The organism is Streptomyces sp. NPDC002845 (genome assembly GCF_053591955.1).
In genome coordinates this window covers 112766-131019 of the sequence record NZ_JBSFUU010000008.1, presented here as the reverse complement: position 1 = coordinate 131019, position 18254 = coordinate 112766, and the positions used below count along the sequence as shown (strand labels likewise).

The 18254-nt window shown below is 71.2% G+C and carries 17 protein-coding genes; 13 read left to right on the top strand and 4 right to left on the bottom strand.

Annotated elements, in window-relative coordinates; translation table 11 throughout:
- The first annotated feature begins 88 nt into the window (after nucleotides 1–88).
- From ACWD3C_RS08125 to dapD, 5 genes are all read left to right on the top strand, one after another.
- On the top strand, nucleotides 89–409 hold the full coding sequence (locus tag ACWD3C_RS08125; RefSeq protein WP_451141327.1) for a DMT family transporter: 321 nt from the start codon (nucleotides 89–91) through the stop codon (nucleotides 407–409).
- A complete protein-coding gene (locus ACWD3C_RS08120; RefSeq protein ID WP_451141325.1) occupies nucleotides 409–966 on the top strand; it encodes a TetR/AcrR family transcriptional regulator in 558 nt (185 codons plus the stop codon). The genes ACWD3C_RS08125 and ACWD3C_RS08120 overlap by 1 nt, the downstream gene beginning before the upstream one ends.
- A gap of 107 nt (nucleotides 967–1073) precedes the next feature.
- Nucleotides 1074–1664 (top strand): RNA polymerase sigma factor, encoded by a 591-nt coding sequence (locus tag ACWD3C_RS08115; protein ID WP_451141323.1) that lies wholly within the window; start codon nucleotides 1074–1076, stop codon nucleotides 1662–1664.
- A gap of 1 nt (nucleotide 1665) precedes the next feature.
- Nucleotides 1666–2631, top strand: a complete 966-nt coding sequence (locus ACWD3C_RS08110) for a CU044_5270 family protein (protein WP_451141321.1) — start codon at nucleotides 1666–1668, stop codon at nucleotides 2629–2631.
- Between the two features lie 163 nt (nucleotides 2632–2794).
- On the top strand, nucleotides 2795–3784 hold the full coding sequence (gene dapD, locus ACWD3C_RS08105) for a 2,3,4,5-tetrahydropyridine-2,6-dicarboxylate N-succinyltransferase (RefSeq protein ID WP_451141319.1): 990 nt from the start codon (nucleotides 2795–2797) through the stop codon (nucleotides 3782–3784).
- A gap of 153 nt (nucleotides 3785–3937) precedes the next feature.
- Here dapD and helR read toward each other — a convergent pair whose 3' ends face one another.
- Entirely contained in the window at nucleotides 3938–6127 is a 2190-nt protein-coding gene (gene helR / locus ACWD3C_RS08100) for an RNA polymerase recycling motor ATPase HelR (protein ID WP_451141317.1), read from the bottom strand.
- A 129-nt stretch (nucleotides 6128–6256) separates the two neighbouring features.
- Nucleotides 6257–7492 carry a glycosyltransferase gene (locus tag ACWD3C_RS08095; protein WP_451141315.1) on the bottom strand — a complete coding sequence of 412 codons (1236 nt, stop codon included), beginning with the start codon at nucleotides 7490–7492 and terminating at the stop codon, nucleotides 6257–6259.
- Between the two features lie 378 nt (nucleotides 7493–7870).
- Between ACWD3C_RS08095 and ACWD3C_RS08090 the strand changes: the two genes are divergently transcribed.
- The gene (locus tag ACWD3C_RS08090; protein ID WP_451141313.1) at nucleotides 7871–8458 is read left to right on the top strand and encodes a SigE family RNA polymerase sigma factor; all 588 of its coding nucleotides are present in this window, start codon (nucleotides 7871–7873) and stop codon (nucleotides 8456–8458) included.
- Complete coding sequence (locus tag ACWD3C_RS08085; protein ID WP_451141311.1) at nucleotides 8455–9672, top strand: WD40 repeat domain-containing protein; 1218 nt, start codon at nucleotides 8455–8457, stop codon at nucleotides 9670–9672. The genes ACWD3C_RS08090 and ACWD3C_RS08085 overlap by 4 nt, the downstream gene beginning before the upstream one ends.
- A 25-nt stretch (nucleotides 9673–9697) precedes the next feature.
- Here ACWD3C_RS08085 and dapA read toward each other — a convergent pair whose 3' ends face one another.
- A complete protein-coding gene (gene dapA / locus ACWD3C_RS08080) occupies nucleotides 9698–10615 on the bottom strand; it encodes a 4-hydroxy-tetrahydrodipicolinate synthase (protein WP_451141309.1) in 918 nt (305 codons plus the stop codon).
- 174 nt (nucleotides 10616–10789) lie between these two features.
- Here dapA and ACWD3C_RS08075 point away from each other — a divergent pair, with 174 nt between their 5' ends.
- The 5 genes from ACWD3C_RS08075 to ACWD3C_RS08055 all read left to right on the top strand — a co-directional run bounded on the left by ACWD3C_RS08075 (nucleotide 10790) and on the right by ACWD3C_RS08055 (nucleotide 13973).
- On the top strand, nucleotides 10790–10942 hold the full coding sequence (locus tag ACWD3C_RS08075; protein ID WP_451141307.1) for a hypothetical protein: 153 nt from the start codon (nucleotides 10790–10792) through the stop codon (nucleotides 10940–10942).
- Entirely contained in the window at nucleotides 10939–11628 is a 690-nt protein-coding gene (locus ACWD3C_RS08070) for a hypothetical protein (RefSeq protein WP_451141305.1), read from the top strand. Before ACWD3C_RS08075 ends, ACWD3C_RS08070 begins: the two co-directional genes overlap by 4 nt.
- A 104-nt stretch (nucleotides 11629–11732) precedes the next feature.
- Nucleotides 11733–12437: an antibiotic biosynthesis monooxygenase gene (locus ACWD3C_RS08065; RefSeq protein ID WP_451141303.1), complete on the top strand. Its 705-nt coding sequence runs from the start codon at nucleotides 11733–11735 to the stop codon at nucleotides 12435–12437.
- 77 nt (nucleotides 12438–12514) lie between these two features.
- Nucleotides 12515–13174 carry an ArsR/SmtB family transcription factor gene (locus tag ACWD3C_RS08060; RefSeq protein ID WP_451141301.1) on the top strand — a complete coding sequence of 220 codons (660 nt, stop codon included), beginning with the start codon at nucleotides 12515–12517 and terminating at the stop codon, nucleotides 13172–13174.
- 49 nt (nucleotides 13175–13223) lie between these two features.
- The gene (locus ACWD3C_RS08055) at nucleotides 13224–13973 is read left to right on the top strand and encodes an SRPBCC family protein (protein WP_451141299.1); all 750 of its coding nucleotides are present in this window, start codon (nucleotides 13224–13226) and stop codon (nucleotides 13971–13973) included.
- 113 nt (nucleotides 13974–14086) lie between these two features.
- Here ACWD3C_RS08055 and ACWD3C_RS08050 read toward each other — a convergent pair whose 3' ends face one another.
- Nucleotides 14087–15910, bottom strand: coding sequence for an endonuclease/exonuclease/phosphatase family protein (locus ACWD3C_RS08050; protein ID WP_451141297.1), 1824 nt, complete (start codon nucleotides 15908–15910; stop codon nucleotides 14087–14089).
- Nucleotides 15911–16431: 521 nt separating this feature from the next.
- Between ACWD3C_RS08050 and ACWD3C_RS08045 the strand changes: the two genes are divergently transcribed.
- Nucleotides 16432–17880 carry a hypothetical protein gene (locus ACWD3C_RS08045; RefSeq protein ID WP_451141295.1) on the top strand — a complete coding sequence of 483 codons (1449 nt, stop codon included), beginning with the start codon at nucleotides 16432–16434 and terminating at the stop codon, nucleotides 17878–17880.
- Nucleotides 17881–18254: the final 374 nt, after the last annotated feature.

The window sequence follows — 18254 nt, the reverse complement described above, 5'->3', positions numbered from 1 at the left end:
CCCTCGCACTGTTCCGCTTCTACCGGCTGTAAGCCTTGGCGAATTCTTGATGTGTACGGCCGTACGTATGATGTGTACGCTTGTACGCATGGGATACGTTCTGCTCGCCGGAGCCATCGCCGCCGAAGTGGCCGCGACGACCGCCATGAAGTACAGCGAGGGCTTCAGCAGGCTGGCGCCCTCGCTGGTGACCGCCGTCGGCTATGTCGTCTCGTTCGTGCTGCTCGCCCAGACCCTCAAGACCGTGTCGGTCGGCACGGCCTACGCGATCTGGGCCGGGGTCGGCACCGCGGCCGTCGCCGCCCTCGGGCTGGTCCTGTTCGAGGAGGAGCTGGGCCTCGCGAAGGCCGCCGGGATTGCGCTGATCATCGTCGGGGTGGTGGTGCTGAACCTCGGAGGTGCGCACTGATGGCCCGCCGGTACGACCCCGACCGGCGCCAGCGGATCATCGACGCGGCGATCCGGGTCGTAGGGGAGAAGGGCATCGCCGGACTGAGCCACCGTTCCGCGGCAGCCGAGGCGGATGTGCCGCTCGGCTCGACCACGTACCACTTCAAGACCCTCGACGAACTCCTGGTCGCCGCGCTGCGGCAGGCGAGCGAGGGCTTCGCGAAGGTCGTCGCCGCGCACGGTGCCCTGGAGGACCCCGGCGTCGACCTAGCCGCCGAACTGGCCACGCTGACCGGCGAATGGCTCGCCGGCGACCGTACGGGCGTGGAACTGGAGTACGAGCTCTACCTCGCCGCCCTGCGCCGCCCCGCCCTCAGGCCCGTCGCCGCCGAGTGGTGCCAGGACCTCGCCGACCTGCTCGCCCGGCGCACCGACCCGGTCACCGCCCGGACCCTGGTCGCGCTCATCGACGGGATCTGTCTCCAGGTGCTGCTGACTGGCGTGCCGTACGACGAGGAGTGGGCGCGGGAGGCGCTGGCGCGGGTGATTCCCCGAAGGCCACCGGGTGATTCCTGAAGGCCCCGCGGAGTCCTCGCCCGGACCGTGAACCCTTCCCGGCCGACCGGGGAACAGGGGGGTGACAGGCTCACGACGAGGCAAGGACAAAACATGGGGGAGGCCTTGTGACCGGACCACCACCGGACATGCGGCTGGAGGACGACGGTGACGTCGTCGCCCAGTCGCTGGAAGAGCCGGAGCTGTTCGCCCGGCTCTACGACCGGTACGCGCCCGACATCCACCGGTACGTGGCCCGGCGCCTCGGCGACGGCATGGCCGACGACATCACCGCGGACACGTTTCTCACGGCCTTCCGCATCCGCGCCCGCTACGACGTGACGCACGGCAACGCGCGCCCCTGGCTGTACGGCATCGCGGGCAACCTCATCGGCAAGCACCGCCGTACCGAGGTACGGGCGCTCAAGGCGCTGGCACGCACCGGGCACGACCCGGTCGCCGCGTCCTGGGTCGAGGACACCGAGACCAGGGTCGTGGCACAGAAGGAACTCGCTGGTGCGCTGGCGGCGCTGCCGGCCGGGGACCGGCACGTACTGCTGCTCGTGGCCTGGGCGGACCTCACCTACCAGGAGGTCGCCGAGGCGCTGGGCATCCCCGTAGGAACGGTCCGCTCGCGGCTCAACCGGGCGCGGCGCAAGGTGCGTACGACGCTCGGGGCGAACCCCGCGTTCGTACCCGATACCCCGGAGGTGATCTGACATGGACGAGATGACCCAGGTGCGGGACTTCCGCGCGGACGCGCCCGAGCCGGACCGGGCACGGCTCGCCCCCGGACGGCAGCGGCTGATGGACGCGTCGGCGTCGGCCGGACGCGGCCGGGTCCGCCGGCTGCGCACCGACTGGCGGTTCGCGGCGACCGGAGCCGTCGCCGCGGTCGCGGCGGCCGCGCTGCTCGTCGTCGGCGTCGTCGGGAACGACGGCTCGCCGAACGAGGTGCGGCCGGGTGCCTCGCAGACGGTGCTGGGCAGCGCCGCGGAGGTCCTCGGGCGGGCCGCGGACACCGTCGAACGGTACGAGCCCGTCGCCGAGCCCGGCGACACCCAGTGGATCTACTCCAAGTCGACGACGCAGTCGAGCGGTGGCTGGCCGGGCGGTGAGACGGAGCCCCCGCAGACCAGCGAGGGCTGGACCAAGTACGCCGACCCGGAATTCGAGAACTGGCGGGAGGGCGACGACCACTCGCCCCGGGAGCGGTTCCGGTACATCCAGGACCTGCCGTCCGACCCGGAGAAACTCCTGGCGAAGGCGCGGGAGTTCTACCCCTCCGGTGAGGGGGACGAGGAGACGACCCTCTGGCACAACTTCCGTGCCCTGGGCGTGCTCCTCGACACCTACCCCATGCCCCCGCAGGGGCTGGCCAAGATGTACCGGGCGCTCGCCACACTGCCCGGCGTGTCGGTCCGCGACCGGCTGGTCCAGGACGTCTCCGGACGCGACGTCATCGCCGTCTACATCGACGGGGGCGCGGACGCGAACATCCGTACCGAGGTCCTCATCGACCCGCTCACCTACGAGCCCGTGGGGCAGCGCTGGATCGTCGTGCGCGACCACGAGGAGGAGTACCCCGGGGACACCCCGCCCCGGCCGAGGAAGGCGGGCGACATCATTCTCGAGACCACGCGCCTGGCCGGGGCCGTGGTCGACGGGGACGGGCAGCAGCCCTGAGGGGGAGTGGGGCCGACCGGGCTGACCCGGGCTGACCGGAGGGGCCGTGGGACACGGGGGTGCCCACGGCCCGCCGGTCCGCCCGGCACCCGGTCCGCCCGGCACCTGAGACGCCCCTCCCGCTGGTTGGCCTCCGTGGGCCCCGGCCGGTTAGGTTGCCCCCATGACCGACACGACTGCTCTCAGCACCACCGGCGCGGTGGCGGCGGGCCTTGCCACCATCGCCGCCGACGGCACCGTTCTCGACACCTGGTTCCCCGCGCCCGAGCTCTCCGCCGAACCCGGCCCGTCCGGTACGGAGCGGCTGTCGGCCGAGCGGGCCGTGGAACTGCTCGGCGAGGGCGCGGCGAAGGCGATCGGGCCGGACGCGCGCCGGGGCGTCGAGGTCGTCGCGGTCCGCACGGTCATCGCCTCGCTCGACGAGAAGCCGACCGACGCGCACGACGTCTACCTGCGCCTGCACCTGCTCTCGCACCGCCTGGTCAAGCCGCACGGCCAGAGCCTGGACGGCATGTTCGCCTTCCTCGCCAACGTCGCCTGGACCTCGCTCGGCCCGGTCGCCGTCGACGACGTCGAGAAGGTCCGGCTGAACGCGCGCGCCGAGGGCCTGCACCTCCAGGTGACCTCGATCGACAAGTTCCCCCGCATGACCGACTACGTGGCCCCCAAGGGCGTCCGCATCGCCGACGCCGACCGGGTCCGCCTCGGCGCCCACCTCGCCGAGGGCACGACCGTCATGCACGAGGGCTTCGTGAACTTCAACGCGGGCACGCTCGGCACGTCGATGGTCGAGGGCCGCATCTCCGCCGGTGTCGTGATCGGCGACGGCTCGGACATCGGCGGCGGCGCCTCCACCATGGGCACGCTGTCCGGCGGCGGCAACGTCCGCATCATCATCGGCGAGCGCTGCCTGATCGGCGCCGAGGCGGGCGTCGGCATCGCCCTCGGCGACGAGTGCGTGGTCGAGGCCGGCCTCTACGTCACCGCCGGAACCCGCGTCACCATGCCCGACGGCCAGATCGTCAAGGCCCGCGAACTCTCCGGCGCCTCCAACATCCTCTTCCGCCGCAACTCGGTCACCGGCACGGTCGAGGCCCGCCCGAACAACGCGGTCTGGGGCGGCCTGAACGAGATCCTCCACAGCCACAACTAGGACCGCGCAGCACACCCGTGTGCCCTCCCGAAGCACGACTCGCGGGAGGGCACACGGCTGTGCGGGCACAGTTGCGCGGGCCGGGCCTGGCCGGTGTCGCGCGGCCACGAACGCCACCGACCCGGCCGGGAGCGGGCGTTCGTCCGGCCGGCGTCAGGAGCTTGTGAGGACGACGAGTTGCCGGGTTGCCCGGGTCATCGCGACATAGCGGTCGACGCCTCCCTCGATGCCCTCGCCGAACTCCTCCGGGTCGATGAGGACGACCAGGTCGAACTCAAGCCCCTTCGCCAGCTCCGGGGTCAGCGACCGGACACGGGACGTCGCCCGGAACGTGCCAACTCCGATGTCACCAGTACCGATGACGCAGGCGATCCCGGCGGCATGAGCGGCGAGCCAGCTGTCGAGGACCGAACTCAGCTCCGAAACGGACCCGTGTACGACGGGGACGCCGCCGCTGCGGATGGAGGTCGGCACGTTGGCATCCGGGAGCACGGCCCGGATGACCGGCTCGGCTTCCGCCATGATTTCCTCCGGCGTCCGGTAGTTGATGCTCAGAGAGGCCAGGCTGATCCGGTCGAACCCGGTCCGCTCCAGCCGCTCCTGCCACGACTCCGTGAACCCGTGCCTGGCCTGGGCGCGGTCCCCGACGATGGTGAAGCTCCGGGACGGGCACCGCAGCAGCAGCATCTGCCACTCCGCGTCGGTCAGTTCCTGGGCCTCGTCCACGACGATGTGCGCGAACGGGCCGGCGAGCAGGTCCGGGTCGGCGGTGGGCAGTTCGGACTCGTCGACCAGACTGACCTGGGCGTCCTCGCCGCGCAACATCGTCACCAGGCCTTCGCCGTCGTCACCGTCGGCGCCGGAGTCGGCCACGGCCCCGATCAGGTTGTCGACGACCTGTGCCATGCGCTCGCGCTGGGCGGCGAGGACGGCCTCGTGCCGGCGCTTGCGCACGGCCGTCTCCGGGTCACCGAGCCGCTGCCGTGCCGCGTCCAGGAGCGGTAGGTCGGACACCGTCCAGGCCTGGGGGTCCTCCTTGCGCTGCAGCTTGCGGACCTCGTCGGGGCCGAGCCAGGGAGCACACATCCGCAGATAGGCGGGTACCGACCACAGGTCTCCGACGAGGTCGGCCGCTTCGAGCAGCGGCCACGCGCGGTTGAAGGTCGTGACCAGCTCCCTGTTCTGCTTCAGCGACTTGCGGAGCAGGTCGGGCGAGACGTCTTCGCCGTCGTGCTTGTCCACCAGGATCGTGAGCAGCTCCTCCCAGACCTGGTGGCGCGCCTCGTTGTGCGGCGTACCGGGTTCCGCCGCCTCGAACGCCACGGCCCAGTCGCCCGCGCTCAGCCGGATGTCGGACCAGTGGGTCGTGACCGTCATCCCCTTCGCGGGCGGCTCCTCGTAGAACCTGACGGCCGTCTCGATCGCCTTCACCAGGTTCGCGGACGACTTCAGGAGGGCCACGTCCGGGTCGGCCTCGACCGCTGCTCCGGCTCCCTCGGCGACGAGGTCCCGCAGGGTGCAGGTCTGCACGCCCTCCTCTCCGAGGCTGGGCAGGACATCGGCGACGTAGGCCAGGTAGGGCCGGTGCGGACCGACGAACAGCACACCGCCCCGGCGGTGACCGAGGCGAGGGTCGGAGTGGAGGAGGTAGGCGGAGCGGTGCAGGGCGACGACGGTCTTCCCCGTACCCGGACCGCCGTCGACGACGAGAGCGCCGCGGGACCCCGCCCGGATGATGGCGTCCTGGTCGGCCTGGATGGTGCCGAGCACGTCTCGCATCCGTGCCGACCTGTTGCTGCCCAGGCTGGCGATGAAGGCGGACTGGTCGTCGAGCGCGGCGTGCCGTTCGAGCCCGGCCGGGGTGAACACCTCGTCCCAGTAGTCGCTGATCCGGCCGCGGGTCCAGCGATACCTGCGGCGGCTCGCCAGACCCATCGGGTTGGCGTGGGTGGCCCCGAAGAACGGCTCGGCCGCGGGGGAGCGCCAGTCGACCAGCAGCCGACGACCCGTGCGGTCCGTCAGGCTGAGTCGTCCGACGTACACCGGCTCGGATCTGTCCGCGCCGACCATGTGTCCGAGGCACAGGTCCAGACCGAAGCGACGCAGTGCGCGCAGGCGAGTGGTCAGCCGGTGGATCTCCGCGTCCCGGTCCATCGCCTGCCGGCCCATGCCGCCGGGCGCCATGCGCTCGGCATCGAGGCGGTCGGACAGTTCGGCGATCGTCTGATCGAGGCACTCCGCGATGGCCGCGAAGTGCTCCTCGTCGCCGGCGATCAGCGTCGGGTCGGCCTTGGGGGAGAGGCGGTCGGGAAGGTCGAACACGCTGGTGGTCAGGGGGTTCACGTCATCAGCTCCGATATGGGGTCGCTTGCGACCATTGCGTGCGGCAAGGCGTCTGGACCGGTGTGACGAACCTGGTGGCCATGTGCAGGTTCTCGTGTTCCGGGTCCCGGCTCGGTGATCCCGCGTGGTTCACGCGGGCACGGGCGGCCTTTCGTGGCTGACCATGTCCAGCAGCAGCTTCGCGGCCACCGTCGCCCCGTCGGTGCGGATCGTGCCCGCCACGGCCCTCGCCCGTGCGCGGGTCTCGGGGGTCAGGGCCGTCCTGAGCGCGGCCGACAGGGACTCGAAGGTCGGGGTCGGACCGTCGTGTGCCGCGCCGATGCCCAGGTCGGCCACCCGGCCGGCCCAGTATGGCTGGTCCACCGACTGAGGTACGACCACCTGGGGCACACCGGCCCGGGTGGCCGTCGTCGTGGTGCCCGCGCCGCCGTGGTGCACGACGGCGGCCACGCGGCCGAACAGTGCCTGGTGGTTGACCTCGCCGACGGCGAAGCAGTCCTCCTGGTCGTCGATCAGGCTCAGGTCGGCCCAGCCGCGAGCGACGAGTACGCGGCGGCCCTGCGCGCGCACCGCCTCGACGGCCACCCGGGCGACATCCTTCGAGGCGAGCATGGGCATGCTGCCGAAGCCCACGTACACCGGCGGTTCGCCGGCCTCCAGGAACGCCACCAGCTCGTCCGTGAGCGGGCGCTCGTCCGGCAGAATCCACGCGCCGGTCTGTACGACGTCGAGATCAGGCCCCTCCTGCCACGGGTCCAGGACCGGGTCCGTCGCCAGCCACGGCTGGTCGCCGATGACGTAGTCACGGACGTTGCCCACCGGGGGCAGACCGATCGACGCCCGGTTGGTGTTGAGCGCCTCACCGAACAGCGCGTTGACGCTCTGGGCGTCCAGGTCCCACAGCACCCGGTTGTCGGTCACGTCCGGCGGCAACGGGCGGCCCGGATACGCCAGCGGCGGGCGCCGCGGCGACGGCAGGGTGAGCTGCTGGAAGGTCGCGTGCACAGAGCGGATGCCCAGTTTGTCGGCCACCGACCGCGCGCCGGCCACGGCCGGGTACACCCCGGTCGCCACCAGCGCGTCACATCCCTCGGCTGCCGCGGTGACCGAGGCGAACTGGCCGGCGATCATCTCGGCCGCACGCTGGGGCAGGGAAGCCGGCGGCGACGCCGCCTTGGTCAGCGCGCGCGCCGACTGGCCGAAGGACACCATCGGCACGCCGACACCGGCCAGCCGCTGCGCGAAGTCCTCGTCCGGCGGCGCGCACACCCGCACCTCCGCGCCGAGTTCCCGCAACCGCACCGCGAGCCCCACCAGCGGTTCGACGTCCCCGCGCGACCCATACGTCGACAACAACACACGCACTTGGCGACTCCCGTTTTTCGCAGATTCCGGCCTCGGCCGGTGATTCTGCGGCACGACAGGGGCCTTGCCGCAAGCCCCCCAGTGCGCTATACGTTGAGAGTGGCAAGGAGTGGGTGACCTCCTTGCCTTTCTCTTTTGCCGTCCATTCGTCCGCCGGTCCGCTGGTCGGCTCATCCGCTGTGGACGGACAGCCTCCTCGCGAAGCGGCGGCGCGCCGCGTACGCCGTCACGGCGATCCGCGTGCCGGGGCACCAGCCACGACGTGGCGGACGGCCGGGTGAAATTCTTCTGAGGCCGTGGCATAGCGGGGCGCGGGCCCGCGCGTCACAAGGGGTACAGGGGCGGGGCACAGAGTCCGCCGGGGAAGAGAAGGTGACGATGGATGCCGAAGGGCTGGAGAGTTTCCGACAGTTCGTGGCGGGGCGGTCGTCGGCGCTGTTGAAGACAGCAGTGCTGCTGAGTGGCGGGGACCGGCACGCTGCCGAGGACCTGCTGCAGAACGCGCTGGTCAAGGCGGCGGGGCGGTGGCAGCGGATCGACGAGCCCGAGGCGTACGTACGGCAGATCCTGTACCGGCAGCAGGTCAGCCGGTGGCGGCTGAGGTGGCCACGGCGGGAGGTCAGTGTCGCGGAGCCGCCCGAGGGCGACGTCGGCACGGGGGACGGGACGGCCGCCACCGAGCTGCGGCTGCTGATGCGGGGCGCGCTGGCACGGCTCACCGCGCGGCAGCGGACCGTGCTGGTGCTGCGGTACTTCGAGGATCTGCCCGAGGCCGACGTGGCCCGGATTCTGGGGTGCTCGGTCGGGACCGTCCGCTCCACCACGCACCGCTCGCTCGCCCGGCTGCGCGTCGTCGCGCCCGAACTGGCCCCTTCGTCGGCCGGCAAAGACACCGCCGCGCTCGGCCCGGCCGATGTCGAGCAGCCTCTGTCCCGTGACCTGTCGCCCGTGGAGGTGCGCCCGTGAACGTCGAGGAACTGATTCGTGACTCCCTGCGGGAACAGGCCACCGAACAGCCGCCCCTGGAGCCGGGCTTCGCCGACCGCGTGCTGACGACCAGGCGCCGCCGCAGGACCCGTACGCTCGCGACCGTCGCCGCGGCCACCGCCGCCGTGGTCGCCGTCGCCGTGGGCGTACCGCTGCTCGACGGCGGCGAGGAGGGCGCACGGATCGCCAGCGAGATGAACAGGAGCGACATCATCGCCCACCCGGACCAGTCGCCGCCGCGCGACCTGATCGCGGCCGGAAACACAGCCCTCGCCGCGTACTACGTCCGGGACACCGTCAAGGAGACGAACGACCGCGGCACCTCCGTGCGCACCTACTGGCTCCTCGACCAGGAGACCGGGAAGTACGAGAAGACCACCAAGTGGTCCTTCGTCGACGTCGCCCCCGGCATGCGCACCGCCGCCGTCCTGGAACAGGGCCTGCCGGCCAAGCGCATCGGCCTGCTCGACCTGCTCACCGGCAAGGTCGAGCGCTGGATTCCGGTCGACCACGGCGTCGCGGCCGTGGAGTTCTCGCCCGACGGCAGCAAGCTCGTCGCCACGACGTACAGCGAGAACCCCGACCTGCTGTACCGGGCGGACTACGACAGCGACGGCGACGGCAAGAACAACGACTGGATCTCCAAGTTCGGTGAGTCGGACCGGACCGGCTTCTACGTCATCGACGTCGGCTCCGGCAACGGCTCCTGGAGCGAGGTCTCCACCGACGCCCAAATCCTCAACGTACGCCAGGACTTCTCCTTCAGCCATGACGGCAAGCTCGTCGCCTCCGGGATCATCATGGACCCCGGGGTGCAGTACTACGACTTCAAGGGCAACGAGGTGCCCCCGCCCGCGAACGAGAAGCACCTGGAGTGGTACGTCGAGGCGGGCCTGTCCCCCGACGGCAAGCTGGCCGCGGGCGGCTTCGCGGGCGGCGCCACGACGACCGCCTCGTGGATCCTCGACCCCTCGACCGGTGAGCAGGTCCGCAAGGTGCCCGGTCAGCAACTGCTCGCCTGGGTCGACAACAAGCGGCTGATCGCCTGGGACATCGCGTCGGGCGCGAACGAGTTCCACAACGGGCTCGTGCTCGTCACCATCGGCAACGACAAGACGGTCCCGCTGAGCGGCCCTCGCAAGGGCAACGACGGCGCGGCCGGGCGCTGGTCGCCGGTCTTCGCCGAACGCTGACCGCTTGGCCGCTTGATCGCTCCGGTCAGGCGGCGGTGAGCCGCTCGTACGCCGCCAGCAGCCCGTCGGCCGTCTCCCGGCCGGCGGGCCGCAGCGGTGCGCGGACCGGACCGGAGGGCAGACCGAGCCGGGCGAGGAGCGCCTTCGCCGTGACCGTGCCCGGCAGGCCCGACGCCATCATCAACTCCGTGAGCTCGATGGCCTGTTGCTGCAGATGGGCCGCCTGTGCCGTGTCACCCGCGTCGAACGCGTCGAGAATCGAGCGGAAGTGACGGGGAGCCACATTGGCGACCGTGCTGATGTATCCCGCGCCGCCCACCGCGTACAGCGCCAGCACGTACTCGTCGCAGCCCGTGTAGTACGCCAACTCCGTGGCCGCCAGCCCCTTCTGGGTGCCGAGGAGGTCGTACGCGCAGTCCTTGACGGCCACGATCCGCGAATGCTCCGCCAGCCGGATCATGGTGTCCGGCTCGATGCGGGTACCGGTCCGGCCGGGGATGTCGTACAGGGCGAGGGGGAGTCCGCAGGAGTCGGCGATCTCGCGGAAGTGGGCCTCGACCGCGTCCTGCGGGGGCCTGCTGTAGTACGGCGTGACCACCAACAGGCCGTCCGCGCCGGCCTTTTCGGCCGCCAGCGCCAGTTCGACCGTGTGCCGCGTGTCGGCGGTGCCGACGCCCGCCACGATCGAGCCCCGGTCGCCGATCGCCTCGCGGACCGCGCGCACCAGATCCGCCTTCTCCGCGTCCGTCGTGGTCGGCGACTCTCCCGTCGTACCGGACAGGACCAGGCCCTCGCAGCCCTCATCGACCAGCCGTGCGGCGAGTCGCTGCGCGCCGTCGAGGTCCAGGGTGCCCGACTCGGTGAAGGGCGTGATCATCGCGCAGAGGGCACGGCCGAAAGGGGCAGCGGTGCGGTGGGTGGTCCGGGTGGCCTGGGTGGTCATGGAGGTAGTCTCGGCACGGTCGACCGCGAAGTTCCACTTAATTCTTCTACGAGGTGTTGCTTAGCTTTGCTACGGGGAGGAGTCGAGGTGCCGTGACAGACACTAGTGCCAACTCGCCCCCTTATGGGCCACCATGGCGAGGACGGTCATCGACGGCAGGTCATGGGAGGCGTCATGAGGCTCGGCAAGGCACTCGCCACCGGAGTCGCGGAGGAGAGGCCCCAGTCGTACGAGTCGGTTGAGTCGTACGAGGAGCAGCCGCAACTTCCCGAAGTGGCTGAGGAGCTGGAGGCGGCCGCGGTCGAAGAGGTCCCGGTCGCGCGATGAGGCTGCGGCTCCCCGAGGAACGTCCGGCGGAGCCGCCGACCGGATACAAGATCGCCCACCCGATGCTGTCCCAGGACGGCACCCGGGCCGGGTTCACCGGAGTCTCGCTGGGCGGCGCGCTGCCGTACGGCGTCCTCGACGAGGCCCGCTGCGTCTACGGGCGGCGGCACCGGCCGCCCGCCCGCCTCTGCGACTGCGGTTTCCACTGCGTGCACGACCGTGCGGCCGCCGAGGCACTGCTGTGCACCGCCGAGCACCGCGCGGCCGCGCTCCTCGAAGTCTCCGTCCTCGGTGCCTACATCCGCTTCGAGCGCGGCTTCCGGTACGCGCGCCAGCGGGTCCGCCACGCGACCGTCGGGCCGTGCGCCTGCGGTGCGGCAGCCGTGGCGCTGGCCGACGCGGGGTGGGGGCGGCCGGGGTGGCGTGGGCTGGCCGGCTCCTGCGCGGGATGCGCTCGCGGTCGTACGTCGGTGTCGCTCGCCTCTTTCGCGCAGCTGGCGGGGGAGGGGCTGAGGGTACGTGCGGGGGGCGGTACGGCCCTGGGGCAGGCCGGCGAGCTCGCGGGCGACCTCGGAGTGCCCGAACTCGTCGCCGAGGCGGCTCTGCTGCAGGCCCGGCTCGACTGGTTCCAGAGCCAGCTGGCCCGGCTCGGGGAGCGCGGGCGCGGGGGGCCGTCGAAGGGGTAGGCGCCCCTGAACCCAGGCCGCGAAATCGCGCGTTTGACCTGAATCATGGTTGAGGTTGAAGGGTGGTGGGTGCACACACCGACCGGCAATCCGTGGAGAGCGACATGACCCGTCGTACCGAAGCCCACCCCGTGCTCGACCGCACCGAAGTCGGCGCCCCCTTCTTCAGCACCTGGCGGGTGGGGGCGCCCCTGCGGCAGCGGCAGACCGTGGAGGCCATCGCCGACACCTGGGAGCGGCGGCCCTGGCCCACCGACGGCCTGCTCGGCTACTACGTCTACACCGGCGACGACGCCTCCAGCCTCCTGCACTACTCGCAGTGGACCAGCGAGCAGGCGTACGAGTCCTTCGTGAAGGTGCACCGGCAGGAGCGCAACGACGAGATCGACACCGCCGTACCCGGTATCGAGCGGGTGGCGCTCGGACGGTACCGGCACTACCGCAGCGTCGGCCCGGCGGACCGCGGCGGGCGGGTGCCGGGGTGTGTCGTGATCGTCGACATCGAGTTCGACGGCCCCGACCCCGGCCGGCAGCGCGCCTGGGTGGACGCCGTCCTCAAGGCGCTGGAGGCCGAGCCGAACCCGCACCCCGGCGGCATCTCCGCCCACTTCCACCTCAGCACCGACGGCACGAGGGTTCTCAACTATGCCGAGTGGGACAGCGCCGAGGCGCACATCGAGGCCCTCGCCGCCCCCGGCGACGGAATCGGCTCGGCCATGGCCGAGTGGGAGCGCGTACAGAACTGGCCCGGACTGAAGGGCAGCACGGTCAGCCGGTACAAGTACGCCCTCGGCCTCGTGCCCGACTGAGCCCCGCGAACTCACCGACCCTCACCGAAAACTCCAACCGTCTGGACAAAAAAAGTTTTCGGTGCGATGGTGGACGCATGTTGGACGTGACCGTGATCGAGGACCCGGCGGCCGCCGCCGCCTCGCTGGACCCCATAAGGGGCCGGCTGCTCGCCGAGCTGGCGGCCGGCCCCGCGTCGGCCGCCATGCTGGCCGGCAAGGTCGGCCTGCCGAGGCAGAAGGTGAACTACCACCTCAAGGCCCTGGAGCGGCACGGCCTGGTCGAGCTGGCGGGCGAGCGCCGCAAGGGCAACGTCACCGAGCGGCTGATGCGGGCGACGGCCATGTCGTACGTCATCTCGCCGCTCGCGCTCGCCGCGGTGCAGCCCGACCCGGACCGCTTCCGGGACCACCTCTCCGCCCGCTGGCTGCTCGCGCTCGGCGCCCGGCTCGTGCGTGATGTCGGCACGCTGATCACGGGTGCGGCGAAGGCCCGCAAGCGGCTCGCGACCTACGCGCTCGACGGCGAGGTGACCTTCGCCTCGGCCGCCGACCGGGCCGCGTTCATCGAGGAGCTGACGGCGGGCGTCGGCGCGCTCATCCGCAAGTACCACGACGGGAACGCGGAGGGCGGCCGCCCGCACCGGATCGTCGTCGCCGTCCATCCCACGGTCAAACCCCAGGCCGCCGACGTACCGCCGCAGGCCACCGAGCCCCCGGCTGCCGAAGCCGCCGAAGCCCCCGAACTCACCGATTGACCCGCCCACTTGCGCCCACTCGCGCACGCTTGACGCTCAGGAGCTCACCATGACGAAGGAAGCCAGGGAATTCGAGATCGCCCGCGAGATCGAGGTCGACGCCACGCCCGAGCAGGTGTGGGAGGCCGTCACCAGCGACACCGGGGGCTGGCTGTGGCCCATGGAGGCACCCGAGCCACGGGTGGGCGGCACCGGCCCCTGGGGGTCCACGGTCACCGCCTGGGACCCACCGCACCACTACACCAACCGAGTCGAGGACGTCGAGGGGATCTCGCAGCAGACGCTCAACCAGCTCGACTACACCATCGAGCCGCGCGACGACGGCCGCCGCGCCTGGGTGCGGTACGTGCACAGCGGCATGTTCGTCGAGGACTGGGACAACCAGTACGACGGCGCCGGCAAGCACACCGACTTCTACCTGCACACCCTGAGCCAGTACCTGAAGCACTTCAAGGGCCGCCCGGTCGCCTTCGCCTCCTTCGAGGACGGCCCCGAGGCGTCCACGGCCGCCGACGCCTTCACCGCCGTCGGCCGGGCGCTCGGCCTCGCGGACGACACCGCCGAGGGCGCGCGGGTCCAGGCCCGGGGACCCGAAGGCCAACTCCTTGACGCCGTGGTCGACTTCCGCAACCCGTACTTCATCGGGCTGCGCACCGACAGCGCGCTCATCCGCTTCTTCGGCCGCAACCACTGGGGCGGCCCGGTCGGCATCAGCGTCCACGACTTCGCGCCGGACGCCGACGCCAAGAGCAACGAACTCGCCTGGCGGGACTGGCTGAACGGCGTATTCGCCGCCTGAGGCCCACGCTTTCGTTCCGCTCCCTTCCGCGAACGCCCCCGCCTCCCGGCACGACTGAGCCCGGCCCCCCTGACGAGGGCCGGGCTCAGTGACGTACGGCATCTCCCAGCGGGTTACGGCCTGAAGCGCAGCACCTGCGGGTCGTGGTCGCTGATCTGGTCGTGGAACTCAGAGTTGATGTGCACGCTGTCGTACGCGAGGCCGAAGCTCCAGCGGATCGACGGGCTGACCAGGATCTGGTCCAGGACCTGGGCGTTGCCCTGGAAGACGTACGAGTAACGCTCGCTCTTCGGCAGCGACTTGAACGCCGACCAGAGGGCGCCGCCCTTCTCCAGGAGCTTGGTGGTCTCGGAGAACTCGAAGTCGTTGATGTCACCGAGGGTGACGACGTCCGCGTTCCTCTGCTTTGCCAGGATGTCCTTGACGAACGCGTTCACCGAGGCCGCCTGCAGATGGCGCTGGGTCTCCGAGCCGCGCGCCGGCGGCTGGAACTGGGAGTGCAGCGCCTGGTCGCCGCCCTTCGACGCGAAGTGGTTCGCGATCACGAAGACCGTCTTGCCGCGGAAGACGAACTCACCGACGAGCGGCTTGCGGCTGTCCTCCCAGGCGTCGCCCGTCGGGTCGATGCGGCCCGGAGACGCGGTCAACCGCGCCTTGCCGTACACCTTCTTGACGCCGACGGCGGTCGTCGCGTCACCGCCCGCGCGGTCGGTGAAGGAGACCCGCTCGGGGTTGAACAGGAACACCTGGCGGATGTTGCCGCCCGGCTGCCCGCCGTCCTCGCCGTCGACCGGGTCGATGCCGCGCCACTCGTACGCCGGGCCGCCCGCGGCCGAGACCGCGTCGATCAGCTTCCGCACCGTCTGGTCGGCGGCGACCGTGCCGTCGTTCGTTGTGCCGTTGTTGTCCTGGATCTCCTCCAGGGTCACGATGTCCGGCGACCGGAGGTTGTTCACGATCGCGGCGGCGTGGTCCGCGAAGGAGTCGTCGGACGGGTCCAGGTTCTCGACGTTGTACGTCGCCACCGCGAGTTCGCCGCGCTTCTGCTTGCGGGTCGTCTCGCGCTCCAGGCCGCCCTGCTTCAGGGCGCCGAGCTCGTTCGCGACCAGCGTGTAGCCGCCGAACTGGTTGTAGTCCATCGGGCCCGTGGTGGTGCCCGTCAGCACGTCACCCACGTTCGCGTCCGGGAAGTCGGTGGTCGAGCCGAGGGACTGGATCTTCAGCCGCCCGGTGTTCTGCGAGGTGTAGGAGCCGTAGACGGTGCCGCCGCGGCGGTTGGCGTGCTCGCGCGGCTTCACCGTGACCCACAGTTCGGTGAACCGGTTGCTGGCGGTGACCACGCGGGTGTCTGAGACCTGGACGTTCATGCCCTCCAGGGACTCGTAGTAGTCCAGGGCGTACTTGGCGGGGTCCAGAGCGAGGCCGTTGACGGAACCGTTCGTGGCCGTGTCGCCGGCCGGGGTGTACTCGCCCGGCACGGACTTGGCGTTGACGACCTTCGGGGCCGGGACGGCGTTGCCGCTGGAGACCACGGTCACGGTGGGCCGGGTGATCTGCGTGATGGACTGGTTTCCGGACGAAGTGCCGCCCGGAACGAACTCGGTCACCGTGCCCGAGACCGTGACGGAGTCGCCGACCACGACCTCAGGCGTGGAGCCGGTGAAGACGAAGACGCCCTCACTGGTGGCCGGGTTGTTGTCCGCCTGCGGGTCCTGCATCCAGAAGCCACGGGACCCGTAGGTCCGCACGCCCGTGACGATTCCGGCCACGTCCGTGACCTGCCGGCCCGCGAGCGGGGATATCCGGGCGCTGCCCTGGATGTCGTGAATGCGTATGACGTCTGCCTCGGCGGACGAGGTGAAGACCACGGCGGACACCGTGGAACAGGCGGCGGCGACGGTGAGCGCGGCGAGACGCGCGGTTTTCTTGCTCGGCAACGGGATCCCTCCGGGGATATACGTGAGCGCCGGGACGAGGGTGGAACGAAGGGTGAGTGCAACCGGTTGGGGTCCGGTGGCGACGCGCGTAGAAGACGGGCCAGCAGCCGTGCGGAGCTACTCCTGGGTTTCTACGCGCGTCAATCTCCTGCCTGGTCAGTCACCTTGTCAAGGTTTCAGCCATGTACAGCTCCTGACGGGGACGTGAACCGGGCGGCATGGGTGGAAATCCGTCTAGGCTGAGCGGTTGTCACGAGGTGGCGCCTGGCATGGTGTCGCGGGATGCGTGCTGGTCGCTGGGCGGCTGGCGGATCCTGCGGGTTCGCGCGGGGTCCGCACAGGGTTTGCGCGGAGGGCCGTACGGGGTCTGCACGGGGTCCGTACGGGTCCGCATCGGGTCCCGGTGCGGGTCCGGTGCAGGGTTCGCGCGGAGTCCCCCGGGGCCCCGGCGTCCCGTACCTCTTGCGCCGCATATCCTGCTTGTCCCGCCCGCATCGCTTGTCCGGAGGAGAAACCAGCCGATGTCCCAGAGCTCGCCCCTGCCCCCGGTGCGGCTGCACTCCGAAGCGGAGCTGGCGCGGGACGCGCTCGCCACTCCGCTGCTCTCCCGCGCCGTGCGGCTCGCCCGCTGGGCCGGACCGGACACCCGTTTGGGCGCCGGCGGCGAACTCGTGGACGAGCAACTCCCGCAGGCAGCAGCCGAGTTGGGGCTCTCCGGCGAGGACGCTGCCGCGTTCGCGAGCGAGGCCTGGCGGGTGGCCGTCGACACCGGCCTGGTCGAGGTCACGGACGAGGAGGAGGGGACGGTCGCCGCGGGCGAGGAACTGCGGACGCTCACCGCGGGCGCGCCGCGGGACGTGCTCGGCGTCTGGCTGACCGCGCTGGAGACCGTCGTGGCCGACGCGACCGTGCCCGACCTCGACGACCTCGTCGACGCCATGGACGACGGCCGTGAGATCGACCTCTCCCAGCTGGACTGGGACCCCGAGGCCGAGGCGGAGTTCCTCGACGGTGTCCTCGGCAACCTCTACCTGCTGACCGTCGGCGAGGAAGGGCCCGCCGACGGTCCGGTGCCGCTGCCCGCGCTCGCCGCCTCCATGATCGTGCCCGACGACATGGGCGAGCCCACCAACGACGTACTGGAGCAGGTGTCGGACGCGATGATGCGCCTCGACGACCAGTTCCGGCTGCTGGAGCCGGTCGGGCTCGTCGAGTACCAGCCCGTGGACGAGGCACTCATGGCCGATGCCGAGGAGGCCGCAGGGGGGGCAGCCGAGGGGGCTGCCGCCCAGATCGACGACACGGACGTCACGCGCTACGGCATGGTGCGGCTCACCCCGCTCGGCCTGTACGGGCTGCGGGCGCGGCTGCTGGAGGCGGGCATCACCGCGCCCGCCGTCGGGGACCTCTCGGACAAGGGCGCCGATGCCCTCCTCGACGGCACGGCCTCCTTCCCGCCCGCGGCGGCCCAGGCCGAGACCGAGCAGTGGGTCGCCCGGCGCGAACCCCTCGCCGCGGCCCGGGAGTTGCTCACCGCGGCCCGGGGCTCCGACTCCGGCGGACCGCTGCGACGCCTGCGCTGCCAGCAAGCCCTGTCCCTGGTCGGACTGGAGGCCGAGGCCGCGCTCCGGGAGGTCCTCGACGACGCCGAACTGGGCGGGCTCGCCCGGGTGTGGCTCACGGAACGCGGCCTCACCGACGTGCCCGCGCCGCCCGAGTCGATGGTCTTCTGGCTGACCATCGACACCCTGGCCGCCCAACTCGCCGCCGAGGGCAACTCGGCGGAGCTCCAGGCCCTGGTGGAGGGCCTGGCCCAGCAGCACAGCGGGTTCTTCGCCACTGCCTGGCGGGTGGATCATCCCGCCACGGCCGATGTGCTGGAGGCCATGGGGCGGTTGCACCCCGACAAGAAGGTGGCCAAGGAGGCACGGAAGGCGGCGTTCAAGGCGCGGTCGCAGCGGTCGGAGTGAGCGCGGCGGGGGCGAGCGATCTGAGCTGAACGTCGGCATGGAAAGCGCGGGTAATTAATTCAGTCGCTGAGGCCGTGGCCGTCCTCCTAAAGTTGTGCATGTCCAGGTGCGAAGGCAGGACCTACTTCCACTGATAATGGGGCGGCCGCGGGTTCGAGTCCCGCCACCGGTACAACGGGCCGGTGTAGCTCAGGGGTTAGAGCACCTACGTCGGTTCAGCCGACCTGAACTCTGGACACCAGGAATTACCTCGCACCTCCCGGTGCGCGGGCTGCGGCTACTTCTCTCCCACAGAATCCAGGCCGCCGCCGACTTGATCTCGGGAGGCGCGGCAGAGCATTCGGCCAAGTCCGCCGCCGACCCCTGATCTCGGG